This is a genomic window from Nonlabens sp., from assembly GCF_051251825.1.
Taxonomy (GTDB): Bacteria; Bacteroidota; Bacteroidia; order Flavobacteriales; family Flavobacteriaceae; genus Nonlabens.
The window spans coordinates 20,573-36,176 of the sequence record NZ_JBPOGG010000005.1; the positions used below are offsets into that span (position 1 = coordinate 20,573).

Here is a 15,604-nt window from a genome sequence, read left to right on the forward strand (position 1 = left end):
ATTTGAAAAAAGTCCTATTATTTTCTTCTCTGTGTAAAGAAAAATCTATTCTTGAAATAGCTGTGCCTACATGGCTCACTCAAGAATGTGAAAATTTGCAACTAGACCTACTTTTTTATGATGATAATAAATCAGTAGAAGCTAGTGAGTACATTTCTAATTTAGCTCAAGAAAATAAAAGAGTTAATTTACTTGATGGTTTGTTTAAAGATGAGTCTGATTATAAAAATCATAATTGGACTTTTCATGCAGTAGATCGTATCATTACTATAAAAAATCAAGCTATTCAATATGCAATAGAAAATGAATATGATGCCTTGTTTTTAGTGGATGCCGATCTGGCGCTTCATCCACAAACTTTACAACATTTAGAATCCTTGAATAAAGATTTTGTTTTTGAAATCTTTTGGACTGTTTTTACAGATCAATTGTTTGCAAAACCCAATTGTTGGGATGTACATCCCTGGGATTATTTTAATACCGACTCCATTTTAAAGCTTAAAAAAGCAGGTACTTATGAAGTAGGAGCTGGTGGAGCTTGTACATTGATTTCACGTAACGCAATGTTAAAAGGTCTGTCCTTTGACCGTATAAATAATATGCCTTATAAAGGTGAGGACAGGCATATATGTAGTAGAGCGTCAGTCCTAGGAATTAAGATCTTTGTAGATACTCATCTTCCTGCGTTTCATATATTCAATAATTCACTGCTTGATCAAGCAAATCAATGGGTTCAAGAAAAATGTTCACCTCAATTTTTTAATGATTGGTTAGATGAAAAATGGGAAGAACACGTTTATAATTATTTAAAGCCTTCACAAAATATTACGCACAAAAATAATTTTCATAAAATGAAAATGGCACTTTATAAAGCAAAAAGAGCCTATATTAACTACATGAGATATTATTAAGATGGTCTTTAAAATGAATAAACCTTTTAAATTATTAATAGTAGCAGATACCTTAGACGTGGAGAAAAGCAGCGGTGCTAAAGGTAGAATAGCACTTATTAAAGGTTTTCTGGAACTAGGCTATCAACTTAAGGTGCTACATTATTCAAGGAAAGAGGTCGAAATTCAAGGCGTTTCATGTTTTTCCATACCTGAGAAAAAAAATACTGGATCTTATTTTAAAGCTAAGCTTCAATTGTTATATCAACGATTGTCTAAACACAATATCAACCATAGAATAGAAGCAAGAAAAGGTTTTTCATATACTCATGATTATGATGTTGCGAGTATTCAACACACCATTAAACAAGAAGCTCCAGAAAATTACGATTACATCGTTGCGTTGAGTTATGCAAGCAGTTTTAGAGCTCATAAGGCTATATTGCAATTACCAGAATGGCATCACAAATTTCTACCTTATATACATGATCCTTATCCTATGCATAGTTATCCTAGACCATATGATTGGGTAGAGCCTGGACACCAAAAAAAGCGTGACTTTTTTATAGCCTTATTTACAGCAGCCAGATCTATTATATATCCTAGTAAATTATTAGGAGATTGGATGGAGAGCTATTACCATAGTGGTAAAGGAAAAGCAGTCATTATACCTCATTTAATTTCACAGGACTTAAAAGATACTGGTATATTTCCAGCATACTTTGATCCATCATTATTTAATCTATTACATGCCGGTTCTCTAATGAGCGCTCGTAATCCTATTGCATTAATAAAAGCATTTTCTAGATTTATAAAAGCTAATCCTGAGGCTCAAAAAGATGCTCGTATGGTTATGGTAAGTGAAGATTCAGTATTCCATAAAGAAATGAAACAACTCGCTCAAGACACACCTCAAATTATTTTAAGCCCATCCAAAGAACCTTTTCAAAAAACCTTTAACATGCAGCAAAAAGCTGCAGTAAACGTAGTTCTAGAAGCTAAGGGTCCTGCGAGTCCATTTTTACCAGGCAAAGTGCCACATTGCGTTGCAGCAAATAAACCTATATTATTATTGGGACCATATTATAGCGAGACTAAACGTATATTAGGTAAAGATTACCCTTACTGGAGTGAAATAGATGATATAGACCAAATATGTGAAATGATTGAAGAGTTGTACCAAAAATGGCGACATCAAGATCAAAAACTATATTTGAATAGACCAGATGTTGAATCTTATTTAAGTGCTGCATCTGTAGTAAAAGCTTTTGAAATCATTCATGAATCATAATTCATTAACCATTATAATCCCTAATCGCAATCGCGATTTGAAACTGGTTCAAAAAAGCTTGAATTCTGTTTACGGTCAATTAGATGACCAGGTTCAATTGTATCTTGTCGATTACGGTAGTGAGCTGTCTTACCAACAAGAATTAGAAAAGCTGTTACAGTCCTTTCCTAGCATTACTCTTATTTTATGTCCTACGCAGCTGCAATTGTGGAGTAAATCAAGAAGTATCAACATAGTCCTTCAACAAGCAGAGACGACCCATTTTATGGTTTGCGATATGGACATGATATGGCATCCTCAATTTATCAAAGAACAGCTCTCTGGATTTTCAATAGAGCAATCCCTTTATTACAGTGTGGGAATCATGACCAAAGATGAAAGTGCTAAGGAACAATCATTTGACGAGTATGATATCAAATTCAAGACAGATGAAGATGCAACAGGAATAACTGTTTTTCCTACTCAACAACTTAAATCTATTAACGGATTTGACGAATTTTATCACGGTTGGGGCAGTGAAGATACTGATGTACATGTACGTTTAAAGAATACGGGATATCCAGTTACATTTTATGATAAGCAAGTTTATTTTAAACACCAATGGCATCCTAAAACATATAGGAGTAAAGAAAGTGTATTGCCTTTCCATGCCTACTTAGAACGCATCAATCATAGTTATTTTACTAGAGTTGGAAATTCTAATAAAACAAAGGCTAACGGCGTAAAACCTTGGGGACTACCTTTTGATTTAAATGCTTATGGAAACCTTGATATTCCTACTGAATCTATTAATTTATTTGCTACCTTAAATGATATTAAGGCTTTTACTCATTTTTTGAGTACAAATATTTTATCTCAAGTGATTCATCTCAAGGTTACTGCTCATCCTGAATTTAAAAGCATAAAAAGCATAGCAAAAAAAGCAGCTGGTAAAAAAACGCCTTTATTTATCACTATGGAACAGGCAAATGAAATGCTTCTGGAGGCTATTATTTTGAATCATCACGAGGCACCGCACAAATATAGTTTTGATAGAGATTCTGGGATTATAGATTTATATATTCATATTAACTCGGGTTCATGAAGATAATGATGGTCTCCATGAACTCTATACATTTCCGCCGCTGGTCTGACCAATTGCGGGAAAGTGGCCATGAAGTCTTTTGGTTTGATATTAAAGATCAAGGTTACGCGCCGTCTATGAGCTGGATGACTCAAATCACGGGATGGAAAAAAGGTTTTCTTAAAAAGAGAGGCCGCACTTTTTTAAAAAATAGACTTCCTAAATTATATAATGCACTAGTTCATAAATACGATACTTCTGTGGAACACGCTTTCGCGAAAGCGTTACAAGAAATACAGCCTGATTTAGTACATAGTTTTGCGTTATACGTATCCTGTACGCCTATTTTAAATATAATGAATGCGCACCCAAACGTTTCTTGGGTTTATTCATCTTGGGGCAGTGACTTGTTTTATTACCGAAATGAGCCCAGTTATTTAATAGATATTAAAGAAGTATTACCAAGACTGAATTACATGTTTGCAGATTGTAAGCGTGATCAACATATTGCCGATGAGTTAGGTTTTACTGGAAAGCATTTGGGAGTTATTCCTGGTGGTGGTGGATTTGATTTATCGTTATTTGAAAAGTATAAAACTCCATATAAGAAACGTAACATTATCGCCGTAAAAGGAAATCAAAATCGATCGGGTAGAGCAGTTCCCGTTTTAAAAGCTCTAGAATTATTGCATGAAGACTTACAAGACTATAAAATTATCGTTTTTGGTGCTGAAAATTTAGAGGTATTTGAATTTCAAAAGAACACTGAATTAGATATTCAAGTTTTAGGTTTAATGGAGTATGATCGTATTATTCAATTGCTGTGTACTAGTTTAATATATATCGGGAATTCTAATAGTGATGGAATGCCTAATACGTTGCTTGAAGCCATATGCGCTGGTGCTTTTCCTGTGCAGTCCAATCCTGGTAATGCTACTGCCGAAATTATTAAACATGGTGAAAACGGTTTACTTATAGACGACTGTGAAAATATCGAACAAATCAAAGATGTGATTACATTTTTTTTACAATCAGATTCCTTAGGAAAGAATGGTATTGCTTTTAACGATGTTCATATAGTACCACAATTGTCTAGAACGACAGTTCAGGATAAGGTTCTAGAAACTTATAATTCTATAAAAGAAAAGTAGTATGATTAAAGTCTTTGCCACTAAAAATATGCATTACACACCGTTCAATGGTTTTCACAAGTCGGATCTTCCATTTCTCAAAGAAAGCGGTGTTGAGATGGTTCAGGAACCTAAAATGGCAGATGTTATTGTTTCACAACAAGTGAAACAGTTAAAACCTTATTTTAGAAAATATTTCAATACCAAGAAATATTTGATTTGGACATTAGAACCTAGGTATAATATTCACCCTACTTCTATTAAAAAGGTATATTTAGGTCTTATGAAAATTAATATCATGAATGTTTACACAGGAGATGTATTTGCAAGTCCGTTGAGTTTTCATGCAGGAAAGATTGATCGCTCATTAAGACCTATAAGTGAAGAGTTTACTTTTTCAAATAAAACATTAGTAGGTCTTATGTCATTTTATAAAGGTCTCAATACTGAAGAAATATGGTATAAAGGCGAAGATGTAGATCTCATTAAAAAAAGGACTGCTATCGCCTTGTACGGACATGAAAAAGGGTTGATGCATGTTTACGGTAAAGGTTGGCCTGAAAAAATGTCTCGCGAGGACAGTAGAGACGGCGATTGGGTGAATACAAAAACGGGTATTTTAGAACCGTATCATTTTAATCTTGCTTTTGAAAATACAGTCGCTCCACGATATACGACTGAAAAAATATGGGATAGTATTGCAAATTATTGCTTACCCATTTATTATGGGGCAGGAACTAATATTTATGATCTTTTTCCTGAGAATTCATTTATTGATTACTCTAAGATGAATAATCCAGAAAAACTTTTCAATTTTATTCAAGATATGAGTGAAGCAGAGTTTATAAGGAGAATGAATAAATGCATTAAAGTTTATAATAAAATAAGCGATTTAAGTATTGAAGAAAAGCTGAGGTATAGAAAAAAGAGTTTAAATTCAATCATAATGAAACTTCACCAAATTAATTAAATCTCATCAATGAAGCATTTGCTTAAGAAAATAATAGGAGTTAAAAACTTAAATAGTCTCAGACGTTTCAAAAAGCGGCACTCTAAGCCTAGTAAGTCTATTCATTTTTTAACTAAAAAAAAGCATAGAAGAACCTTAGTAGACATTGCTAATTATTATGGAACAGATAAAGTCGATAAAGTACACCAATTTAAAAACAAGAGTTACATTGATATTTATGATAGTTACTTTAAAGATAAAAGAGATGATGAAATCTCGTTTCTTGAAATAGGTGTAAAAGAGGGCTATAGTCTTGAAACATGGAATTCTTATTTTACTAACGGTAAAATAAAGGGTCTAGATATAGATCCTAGATGTAAAAAATTTGAAAAAAAAGGTATTGAAATAGCTATAGGAAGTCAAATTGATATTGATTTTTTGAAAAAGGCTTTTATAGATATACCTGAGTTTGACGTTATACTAGATGATGGTGCTCATGTAAACCATATGATTAAAAAAACTTTCAACTATCTATTTTATGATCGCCTCAAATCAGGTGGAATGTATATCATAGAAGATTTAGGATGTAGCTATTCAAAGTTGCAAACAGAACATAATGTAAAGGAATCTTGGCCAGGGATGAAATATAACGGTAATGAAACTTTAGATAATGACCGTTCTGAAATGGATACATTCTTCAATCAATTAATTTATGATTTAGATCACTTAAAAGGTGAAGTATTTTCAATTCATTTTTACTCGCGTATTTGTATTATAACTAAATGCTAATTATGAAAAAGATAATTGCGTTTAGTTTGTATGGTCATCAAGAAATTTATTGTAATGGAGCATTGGAAAACGTTATGATTGCTAAAGATTTATTTCCTGATTGGATTTGTAGATTTTATATTGACAACACTGTACCTGAAGAATGTATCAATAGTTTAAAACAGCTTGGATCTGAAATTGAAATTAGAACCAACAATGTTGGTATATCTGGAATGTTCTGGCGCTTCGAACCGCTTTTTGAAACAAATACAATAATGTTGTCAAGAGACGCAGACTCCAGATTAAGTTTGAGAGAAAAAGAAGCAGTAGAAGAGTGGTTGCAAAGTGGAAAGAGCTTTCATATCATTAGAGATCACCCTATGCATGCTGCAAAAATTATGGGAGGAATGTTTGGAAGTAGAAACTCATTGAAATTACGTAAGGCTTTAAAAGTTTTTCAAGGTTTTCAAAGAACAGCAAATTATGGTGATGATCAGCATTTTCTTTCTCGCGTTATATATCCTATAATTAAGAATGATGTTTTAATTCATTCATCTGGAATTAAATATGATAATGAAATTATTAATAAAATTCAATTAGCGAAAAATAACAACAACTTTATTGGTCAGAGCTATAGAGGTTTAACCTCTAATCCTCAGGATCCCGATATTTCGAAACATTTAAAGTCCACTAAAAAAGAACGATTTCAAGTTTTTTATTATCGATTGCTTATGGCCTTGAAGAGTTAAAGTCTTAAATTGAATTTGAAAGAAAAATTAACATTCACTTAATTTTCAATGATAATATAAAATGGTTAAAGCTTATAAGTTAGATACGTTACTTAAATTTGAAAATACCAATTAATATTATGAAGTCAGTCATTATAATCCCTGCTCGTGGTGGCTCAAAAAGGCTGCCCGGGAAAAACTTGAAACTATTAGAAGGGAAACCACTGATTGATTACTCGATTGAATATGCTTTGGAAAATAGAGGGTTAGTTGATGAAATTGTAGTAAGTAGTGATGATGAAGCTATACTTTCACATGCGCAATCTATGGGTGTAAATATTCATGTGAGGAATTCAGATCTAGCTACAGACTTTGCGACAACAGCGAGTGTTCTTAAAAATGTTGTAGAAGAGTCAGCATTTAACTATGATAACGTCATTTTACTGCAGCCCACAAATCCTTTTAGGCCAGCCCAATTACTTGACGATTCTTTGGAACTATTTAATAACTCAAATGCCAGTAGTTTTTTTACGGTAAGTACTCTTCATGACAAACTTGGAACAATTACGGATGATAATTTCAAACCAGCAAATTATAAATTTGGAGAAAGATCTCAAGACTTAAATCCGCTCTATTATGAGAACGGTCTGCTGTATATTACTAAGTCAGAATCGATCTTAAAAGGAGAAATAATGACTGAAGATAATATCGTTCAGGTGATTGATCATTTAGTAGCTCAAGTTGATATCGATACGCTTGTTGATTTTGAATTTGCAGCCTTTGTGCATAAAAAATGGATTAAATGATTCGATATAGTATAGTCATAAGAGTGAAAAATGAATTCAGTGCGCTGGAGCTATTACTTAAAGTACTCGTTAAGCAGTATATAAATGATATTAAAGAAATTATTATAGTAGATAATAATTCTACTGACGGTAGTCGTGAACTAGCAGCTGATTATGGATGTGTGATTGTACCTATTCATAAGTTTACTTATGGTAAAGCGATCAATAATGGAATCCAAGTTAGTCAATCAGATCATATAATATTATTAAGCGCTCACAGTATTCCCATAGGAGATTCTTTTTTTAAAAGTCTATCAAAACAAATCTCTAACAATGAGAAAATAGGAGCGGCTCGTTTTATCAATAGCGCTACAAATTATAAAAGAGCTTTATCAAACGATTTTAAAATAAAAAATCCCTTGACACAAGGACTAACAGCATCTTGCGCTTATGTTTATAAAGGAGCATGGAATGAAATTAAGTTTGATGAGCAGATCATCGCTTGTGAGGATAAGTTGTGGTCTAACGAGATAATGAATGCTGGATATCAAATTGTTGAAATAACGGAGACCTTTTTCTATTCTATAAAACGTTCAGAAAAAGCGATCTTAAATAGAATGCGTAATGAAGAAATAGCTTCACATCAAATGTTGCAGACTAAGCCTATATCGATAACAAGAGCATTCCTTATTTTTGTAAAAAATAGTACCGTAGGTTTATTGAGAGTGATTATACATCACATCAAGTTTCATTACATGAAATTTAAAAATCAACGATTCATCAATAAATATCTCAAATAGTACAATGAATCACCCTTATATAGAAATTTCAGGACGTAAAATAGGCAAGGATTATGCACCTTTAGTTATCGCAGAGCTAGGAATTAATCATGAAGGCAGTCTTAAAGCCGCAATGGAAATGGTAGATGCTGCTGCTAGAGCTGGTGTTGAGGTATTAAAGCATCAAACCCATATTGTAGAGGACGAGATGACTGGGGCTGCAAAAAAAGTAATTCCTGGAAATGCAGATGTATCTATTTATGAAATTATGGAACGTTGCGCACTGAATGAAAAAGATGAGCGTGCTTTAAAAAAATATGTAGAAGAGAAAGGAATGATTTTTATTTCTACTCCATTTTCTAGAGCTGCCGCAAATCGATTACAGTCTATGGATGTTGCTGCATATAAAATAGGCAGCGGTGAGTGTAATAATTATCCCTTATTAGAGCATATTGCTAGTTTTAATAAACCAGTAATTCTAAGCACAGGAATGAATACCATAGAAAGTGTATCCAAGGCTGTTGCTATATTTAAAAAAAATGACGTGCCACTTGCCATTTTACATACCACTAACTTATATCCCACACCGGCACATTTAGTACGTTATGGTGCGATGATGGAAATGCATCAAGCCTTCCCAAATTTAGTCTTTGGACTATCTGATCATACTACTTCAAATCTAGCTTGTTTAGGAGCTGTAGCATTAGGTGCCTCCATACTAGAAAGACACTTCACAGATCACATGCTGCGCACAGGTCCAGACATCATTTGTTCTATGGATGAGAAAGAAACAAAAGATTTAATAGAAGCAAGTGCAATAATGCAACAAATGAGAGGTGGAACCAAGGAACCAGCTCTGGAAGAAAAAGTAACCATAGATTTTGCCTTTGCTACTGTTTGCTCCATTAAACCTATTAAAAAAGGAGAAACGTTTACTAAGGAAAATATTTGGGTAAAAAGACCTGGAACAGGTGAGATTCTTGCTGAATTTTATGATGACATATTAGGTAAAATTGCCACACGAGATATTCAGAATGATCAACAATTATTTAAAAAAGACGTGTCTTAAATAATGCGTGATATAAAAAAAATAACTTTTGTAACTGGAACTAGAGCTGATTTTGGTAAGATAAAATCACTAATCAGTTCACTTGAAGCGCATTCTCAATTTGAATGTTATCTATTTGTTACAGGAATGCATTTAATGCCCAAGTATGGAGAAACTGTTATTGAAATAGAGCGTTCTGGTTTTGGTAACATTTTTAAATTTGAAAATTTTACGTCAGAGGAAACAATGGATCTAACTCTGGCAAAAACGATTAACGGTTTTAGTCACTATGTGAAGGACTTACAGCCCGACCTTATTATCGTCCACGGTGATCGTGTTGAAGCACTTGCTGGTGCAACTGTAGGCGCTTTAAATAACATACTCGTCGCACATATAGAAGGTGGTGAGTTAAGTGGCACTATTGATGAACTAATAAGACATAGTGTCTCTAAATTGTCTCATATCCACTATGTGTCTAATTCTAGAGCAAAGGAACGTCTTATTCAAATGGGAGAATTACCAGCGTCTATTGAAGTAATCGGTTCACCAGACGTAGATATTATGTTCTCTGACCAGCTACCTTCTATTGAAGAGGTTAAGACTTACTATGATATCGCTTTTGATACATTTGCCATATGTATGTTTCACCCTATAACTACTGAGATTGAATTATTAAAAACTCAAATAGACGCTTTATATGACGCGCTTGTTCAATCGGGTAAAAACTATTTAGTCATTTATCCAAATAATGATCATGGCTCCAGCGTCATATTAGAGAGCATGAAGAGATTAGATGGCAATTTAAAATTTAGAATTATTCCATCGTTGAGGTTTGAATATTTTCTTGTCGCTCTTAAAAATGCAGAATTTATAATAGGAAATAGCAGTGCTGGTGTGAGGGAAGCTCCATATTATGGTGTTCCTACGATTAATATAGGGACGAGACAGCTTAATAGAGTTACCAGTGATGAGATTATTAATATAGGCTCAACAACTCAAGAAATTGTGAATGCGATTCTTAATGTAAACTACAATCAGATGGGAATAGATACCCAATTTGGTGCTGGAGATAGTGCATCATTGTTCATGAACTCTTTAGAACATTCAAATTTATGGAGCATTAATCACCAAAAGCAATTTGTAGATAATGAATAAAAAAGTTTTTATTCTATTACCAGATGGTGTAGGATTGCGCAATTTTGCTCTCACTCAATTTAAAGAAGTAGGAGAACAGCATGGTTTTAATATCACCTACTGGAACAATACAAATTTTTCCATTGAAAGTGAGCTGGGCTACCCAGAACTCAAAATAAATAGCACGCGCATTCATCCTAAAACGCCTGTGATAAGTCACGCACGAAAACGCGTAGAGTTGGCTATATCACACAAGCGCACTCAAGATGAAGTATATTCCACTTACAGATTTCCCTTAAAATGGAATTCGTTGAAAAACATCGCTAAAAGTGCTTTTGTAAAATTCCATGAAACCTATAGCGCATCTCCTAAAGGATGGCAACGCCTCATGGATCAAATGAATGCCGCAGAGCGATCCACACAGCGCTATCAAGAAGTAAAAGCACAATTAGAAGAACATCAACCTGATCTCATTTTTTGCACCACACAACGAGCTACCCAAGCTATAGCTCCATTACTAGCGGCACAGGATTTAGGGATTAAAACTGCCTGCTGGATTTACAGCTGGGATAATTTACCTAAAGGTATGACCACGGTAGAAACACACTTTTACTTTGTTTGGTCTGAATTGATGAAAGCTCAATTATTAGAATATTATCCTAAAACCAGAGAAAATCAAATCTTTGTTACAGGAACACCGCAATTTGAGCCTCATTATGATGGTTCTTTATTGCATTCGCGAAAGCGTTTTTGTGAACAGTATGGTTTAAAAGAACAAACTAAGTACATCTGTTTCTCTGGTGATGATGTGACGACTTCACCTTTAGATCATCTGTATTTGCGAGATCTAGCTCAGGCAGTAGATCGACTTAATGCAGGTTCTAGTGATTACGGAATTATCTTTAGACGAGTGCCTACTGACCTAAGTGCCAGATATGATGATGTTTTAAAGGAATTTAAACATCTTATAATCCCTATAGAGCCTCTGTGGATTTCTAAAGGAAATAACTGGAATCAAGTACAACCTACACGAGAAGATATGGCAATATTTTCAAATGTTTGCGAGCATTCCATTATGGTTTGCAATATAGGAAGCAGCACAATATTTGATTTTATCATACATAATAAGTTGTGCCTTTATTTTAACTATGAGCAAGAACTAGTCCTTGCCGGAAAAGTAAAAGGAATTAAGCAATGTTATGATTATGTGCATTTTAAGAGTATGCCACAAAATGCAGTGTGCTGGATAAATTCAGTTCAAGAAATAGAAAATAAGATTTTAGCAACAATAAAAGATGTGAATCATCAATCAGAAATCACTAAAAAATGGTACAGAATTATTAATAAACCAGAATCTCCTGAGAACGCTAGCGAGCGTATTTGGAATGGACTGAAAAAGATCTTGTCATAATGCACATCGCTTTCCTTACACCAGAGTATCCACATGAAAAAGTGCGTCATAGCGCCGGGATAGGAACGAGTATAAAAAATCTTGCTACAGCTCTGGTTGAAGAAGGTCACCAGGTTACCTTATTTATTTATGGACAGCAGCAACATCAAATTTTTACTGATAAAAAGATTCAATTTCACCTTATTCAACATAAAAAATACCATTTAGGTGGCTTTTATTTATATAGAAAATTTGTTCAAGGTTACATTAATAATAACTGTCAGAATATTGATATTTTAGAAGCGCCTGACTGGACAGGAATTACTGCATTCTGTAATTATAAAACACCTCTAGTAATTAGATTACATGGAAGCGATACTTATTTTTGTCATCTAGAAAATAGACCACAAAAGAAGAAAAACTTTTTATTTGAAAAATGGGCATTAAAAAGTGCACAAGCTATTACAAGCGTAAGTAATTATACTGCAGAGGTAACCAAAGAATTGTTTCAACTCAATACATCTATTACCACTATTCCTAATTTTATAGAACTAGACCATTTTCAAAAAGATAGCTCAGTCTCCACAGAGAATTATATATTGAACTTTGGATCCGTAATTAGAAAAAAAGGTGTGATAGCACTGGCAAAGGCTTTTGATCAACTTGCCTCTCATAATTCTAAGATCAGATTAATGTATCTAGGAAAGGACGTTAAGGATATCACGACGGGTAAGATGACCAGTGAATTGATTAAAAAACAATTGAGCGACGAGCACTTTGAAAGAGTTACCTTTATTGACCAAGTTCCATATTCAAAGGTGCAAGAGTATATTAATAAAGCGCTAGTTGTTTGTTTACCTAGTTATGCCGAAGCATTTCCCATGACTTGGTTAGAAGCGATGGCTCTAGAAAAACCTCTTATCACTAGCGATATAGGTTGGGCAAAAGAACTAATGGTCCATGAATCTACTGGTTTAATGGTGCACCCAGATCAAACTAGTGAATTTGTTCAAGCCCTAGATAGAATGATAAATGATCGAGAATTTGCGGTTCAATGTGGTACACAAGCTCGTAAGCATTTAGAAGCTCATTTTTCCAAAACTCAAATCATAGAAAAGAATTTAGCGTTTTACAAGAGTAGTATCTAAGTATGATCCATTTAAAATATAAAAATGAAAAAGTAACCAGCACTTCATATTTTGATGAGCCTCTAATTAACGCAATTCAAAAAACGGCAAGACAACATCCTGAAGATTACATCATCGTATCAAAAGAAGGTTTAGATATATCTGTTTTTAAAGAAAAAATAAAAGAAATCTTAAATCCTTACACGATTATTTCCTCTTCAAAGATGATTTCTAAGGATTTAGGATATATTGAGGATGGTCCGTTTATCAATATTTCTATTGAAAATATCTACCCTACTTGGATAAAAAGTAATACCGTAGTTTGTCTTAGCTCTAGAATTATTAACCAAGTTAAAAATCAAATTTCACCTCACAGCTCTTTTTTCTACTGGATAAATTCTATAGCCAAATTATCTAGGCCATTAGGTGTATTGAATTATCAAATTCCTTTTACAACTCTTAAGGAAGATCAATTCAACACATCTGAATTGTATCGTTTTGTAAAGCAACATTATAAAACACGCTGGATTTTTCTCCTCTTGATAAGTCATAGTTGGTATGAAAAACGTTTTCCTATTTACGCTTTCGCGAAAGCGTTATTCTTCAAAAGACGCAGTTTAAAACTGGATGTGCCAGCTTTACAAGAACAGAAAATCGCAAATCATTTAGATTCTTTTCAATACGACGTAGTGATTCCTACCATGGGAAGATCCACTTATCTAAAAGACGTTTTAGAAGATTTAAATCACCAAAACATTAAGCCACAAACAGTCATAATTGTAGAGCAAAATAACGATGAAAATTCTGTAAGTGATTTAGATTATTTGCAAACTGAATCTTATAAGTTTAAGGTGATTCATGAATTTACTCATATTGCTGGAGCTTGCAGAGCACGTAATGAAGCGATATCCTTAACCACTTCACCATGGGTACTACTATTTGATGATGATGTACGTATTCAATCAAATTTTACTGTGTTAGTAAAAGAATTTATTGAAAAAACTAAGGCAAAATGCATCACATTTGCTTGCATACAAAAAGGAGAAGTTGAGCTTATGCAAGCTTTTAAACAGTGGGAATCTTTTGGTTCAGGTTGCTCTATTGTTCATAGAGACATTATTGAGCAATGTAAATTTGATATGGCACTAGAACACGGTTACGGAGAAGATGTGGATTATGGTATGCAAATACGCAACGCTGGATATGATATCCTATATGCACCTCAAATTCAAATCTTACATTTAAAAGCACCAGTAGGTGGTTTTAGAAAACCTCATGTTTTTCCATGGCAAAAAGAAGAAATACAGCCTAAACCTTCACCACAAATCATGTATCATCGCAAGAAGAATTATTCTCAACATCAGTTGCTGGGTTATAAAATGATACAGTTCTTTAAGACCTATGGAGTTTTTGGGACTAAAAATCCATGGAAGCATTTTAAGAGATATCAAGCGGCGTGGAATGAGAGTGAAAAATGGGCTAGTCAATTATGATAAAGCTATACACATATAAAGAATTACTCATTCCAGAGAATAGAACAGCGGTATTTCCACTACTTTTTGATTTATACTATTATGAGAATGCGCATCCTTCAGTGACGCAATACTATCAGTTAGTAGATGAACCTAGCGAGGCTCATGTTTTTATTTTTCCTGTGAACTATTTCACGATAAAACAAAAAGGCTATTTAGAGCTTTTTAAAGCTGCATATCAACTAGCAGTATCACAAGGTAAAAAGTTGATGGTGTACACTGGTGGTGATTATGGAAAAACTTTTAAGGATGACAATATTATTACTTGGCGTAATGCAGGATTTAAATCTAGTAACCATCATCAAACGATTATCATCCCGTCGTTTATAAAGGATCCTATAGAACGTGATGACGTGAATTTTAACATTCATCTATATAAAACACAACCACAAATTTCTTTTACGGGATTTGCCACTAACAGTTGGAAAGAGAAATTAAGAATTCTACTATCTACGGCAAAGGGTAACTTGAAAAGAGCGCAGGGAAGAAACCGTAGTGATAAACAGTCTTTCTATAATGCAGCACGAAAAAGATTTACATTTTTAAATGAGTTAGAGAATAACTCAAAAATAAATACAGATTTTATCTATAGAGAGAAATATCGTGCAGGCGCTGTCACTTTTGAACAACGTGAACAAACCACCGCAGAGTTTTTTAAAAATTTAAATGATTCTCCATATACCTTTTGTTTACGTGGTGCTGGTAATTTTTCAGTACGTTTTTATGAATCTCTTGCCTTAGGACGTATTCCAGTACTTATTGATACTGATGTAGTTTTACCTTTAGAAGATTTGATTGATTGGGATCAACATATATGTCGTGTTTTACCTCATGAAAATCTAGAAGAAAAATTATGGAATTTTCATAAAAGTCTAAAACCAGATCAATTTGAAGAACTACAAAAATCAAATAGAAGGCTTTATGAAGATTACTTAGTCAGACACGCCTTTTTTTGTAAGTTGCATGATTCATTAAAAGCACTATTGTAAT

15 protein-coding genes are annotated in these 15,604 nt (G+C 33.5%); all 15 read left to right on the forward strand.

Annotated features, from left to right (window positions below):
* The first annotated feature begins 2 nt into the window (after positions 1-2).
* The 15 genes from ACSHWW_RS07715 (at position 3) to ACSHWW_RS07785 (ending at position 15,603) form a co-directional block, all read left to right on the forward strand.
* Positions 3-911 carry a hypothetical protein gene (locus tag ACSHWW_RS07715; protein ID WP_435681859.1) on the forward strand — a complete coding sequence of 303 codons (909 nt, stop codon included), beginning with the start codon at positions 3-5 and terminating at the stop codon, positions 909-911.
* Positions 912-924: 13 nt separating this feature from the next.
* Positions 925-2,181, forward strand: coding sequence for a UDP-glycosyltransferase (locus tag ACSHWW_RS07720; protein ID WP_435681860.1), 1,257 nt, complete (start codon positions 925-927; stop codon positions 2,179-2,181).
* Positions 2,171-3,265 (forward strand): glycosyltransferase family 2 protein, encoded by a 1,095-nt coding sequence (locus tag ACSHWW_RS07725; RefSeq protein ID WP_435681861.1) that lies wholly within the window; start codon positions 2,171-2,173, stop codon positions 3,263-3,265. The genes ACSHWW_RS07720 and ACSHWW_RS07725 overlap by 11 nt, the downstream gene beginning before the upstream one ends.
* The gene (locus ACSHWW_RS07730; RefSeq protein WP_435681862.1) at positions 3,262-4,395 is read left to right on the forward strand and encodes a glycosyltransferase family 4 protein; all 1,134 of its coding nucleotides are present in this window, start codon (positions 3,262-3,264) and stop codon (positions 4,393-4,395) included. Before ACSHWW_RS07725 ends, ACSHWW_RS07730 begins: the two co-directional genes overlap by 4 nt.
* 1 nt (position 4,396) lies before the next feature.
* The gene (locus tag ACSHWW_RS07735) at positions 4,397-5,344 is read left to right on the forward strand and encodes a glycosyltransferase family 10 domain-containing protein (protein WP_435681863.1); all 948 of its coding nucleotides are present in this window, start codon (positions 4,397-4,399) and stop codon (positions 5,342-5,344) included.
* 9 nt (positions 5,345-5,353) lie between these two features.
* Positions 5,354-6,112 (forward strand): hypothetical protein, encoded by a 759-nt coding sequence (locus ACSHWW_RS07740; protein WP_435681864.1) that lies wholly within the window; start codon positions 5,354-5,356, stop codon positions 6,110-6,112.
* 2 nt (positions 6,113-6,114) lie between these two features.
* On the forward strand, positions 6,115-6,840 hold the full coding sequence (locus tag ACSHWW_RS07745; protein WP_435681865.1) for a hypothetical protein: 726 nt from the start codon (positions 6,115-6,117) through the stop codon (positions 6,838-6,840).
* Between the two features lie 119 nt (positions 6,841-6,959).
* Positions 6,960-7,625, forward strand: coding sequence for a cytidylyltransferase domain-containing protein (locus ACSHWW_RS07750; RefSeq protein WP_435681866.1), 666 nt, complete (start codon positions 6,960-6,962; stop codon positions 7,623-7,625).
* On the forward strand, positions 7,622-8,404 hold the full coding sequence (locus ACSHWW_RS07755; protein WP_435681867.1) for a glycosyltransferase family 2 protein: 783 nt from the start codon (positions 7,622-7,624) through the stop codon (positions 8,402-8,404). The genes ACSHWW_RS07750 and ACSHWW_RS07755 overlap by 4 nt, the downstream gene beginning before the upstream one ends.
* A 4-nt stretch (positions 8,405-8,408) precedes the next feature.
* Complete coding sequence (locus ACSHWW_RS07760; RefSeq protein ID WP_435681868.1) at positions 8,409-9,452, forward strand: N-acetylneuraminate synthase family protein; 1,044 nt, start codon at positions 8,409-8,411, stop codon at positions 9,450-9,452.
* Between the two features lie 3 nt (positions 9,453-9,455).
* On the forward strand, positions 9,456-10,586 hold the full coding sequence (gene neuC / locus ACSHWW_RS07765) for a UDP-N-acetylglucosamine 2-epimerase (protein WP_435681869.1): 1,131 nt from the start codon (positions 9,456-9,458) through the stop codon (positions 10,584-10,586).
* A complete protein-coding gene (locus ACSHWW_RS07770; protein ID WP_435681870.1) occupies positions 10,579-11,976 on the forward strand; it encodes a UDP-glycosyltransferase in 1,398 nt (465 codons plus the stop codon). The genes neuC and ACSHWW_RS07770 overlap by 8 nt, the downstream gene beginning before the upstream one ends.
* The gene (locus ACSHWW_RS07775) at positions 11,946-13,103 is read left to right on the forward strand and encodes a glycosyltransferase family 4 protein (RefSeq protein WP_435681871.1); all 1,158 of its coding nucleotides are present in this window, start codon (positions 11,946-11,948) and stop codon (positions 13,101-13,103) included. Before ACSHWW_RS07770 ends, ACSHWW_RS07775 begins: the two co-directional genes overlap by 31 nt.
* Before the next feature lie 2 nt (positions 13,104-13,105).
* Positions 13,106-14,575 carry a glycosyltransferase family 2 protein gene (locus ACSHWW_RS07780; protein ID WP_435681872.1) on the forward strand — a complete coding sequence of 490 codons (1,470 nt, stop codon included), beginning with the start codon at positions 13,106-13,108 and terminating at the stop codon, positions 14,573-14,575.
* Entirely contained in the window at positions 14,572-15,603 is a 1,032-nt protein-coding gene (locus ACSHWW_RS07785) for an exostosin domain-containing protein (protein ID WP_435681873.1), read from the forward strand. Before ACSHWW_RS07780 ends, ACSHWW_RS07785 begins: the two co-directional genes overlap by 4 nt.
* Position 15,604: the final 1 nt, after the last annotated feature.

Bases quoted from the DNA above. Each gene is read 5' to 3' on its own strand.
- ACSHWW_RS07755 (WP_435681867.1), top strand. From the start codon at position 7,622: ATGATTCGATATAGTATAGTCATAAGAGTGAAAAATGAATTCAGTGCG.
- ACSHWW_RS07735 (WP_435681863.1), top strand. From the start codon at position 4,397: ATGATTAAAGTCTTTGCCACTAAAAATATGCATTACACACCGTTCAAT.
- ACSHWW_RS07770 (WP_435681870.1), top strand. From the start codon at position 10,579: ATGAATAAAAAAGTTTTTATTCTATTACCAGATGGTGTAGGATTGCGC.
- ACSHWW_RS07730 (WP_435681862.1), top strand. From the start codon at position 3,262: ATGAAGATAATGATGGTCTCCATGAACTCTATACATTTCCGCCGCTGG.
- ACSHWW_RS07780 (WP_435681872.1), top strand. From the start codon at position 13,106: ATGATCCATTTAAAATATAAAAATGAAAAAGTAACCAGCACTTCATAT.
- ACSHWW_RS07725 (WP_435681861.1), top strand. From the start codon at position 2,171: ATGAATCATAATTCATTAACCATTATAATCCCTAATCGCAATCGCGAT.
- ACSHWW_RS07740 (WP_435681864.1), top strand. From the start codon at position 5,354: ATGAAGCATTTGCTTAAGAAAATAATAGGAGTTAAAAACTTAAATAGT.
- ACSHWW_RS07760 (WP_435681868.1), top strand. From the start codon at position 8,409: ATGAATCACCCTTATATAGAAATTTCAGGACGTAAAATAGGCAAGGAT.
- neuC (WP_435681869.1), top strand. From the start codon at position 9,456: ATGCGTGATATAAAAAAAATAACTTTTGTAACTGGAACTAGAGCTGAT.
- ACSHWW_RS07745 (WP_435681865.1), top strand. From the start codon at position 6,115: ATGAAAAAGATAATTGCGTTTAGTTTGTATGGTCATCAAGAAATTTAT.
- ACSHWW_RS07750 (WP_435681866.1), top strand. From the start codon at position 6,960: ATGAAGTCAGTCATTATAATCCCTGCTCGTGGTGGCTCAAAAAGGCTG.
- ACSHWW_RS07720 (WP_435681860.1), top strand. From the start codon at position 925: ATGAATAAACCTTTTAAATTATTAATAGTAGCAGATACCTTAGACGTG.
- ACSHWW_RS07785 (WP_435681873.1), top strand. From the start codon at position 14,572: ATGATAAAGCTATACACATATAAAGAATTACTCATTCCAGAGAATAGA.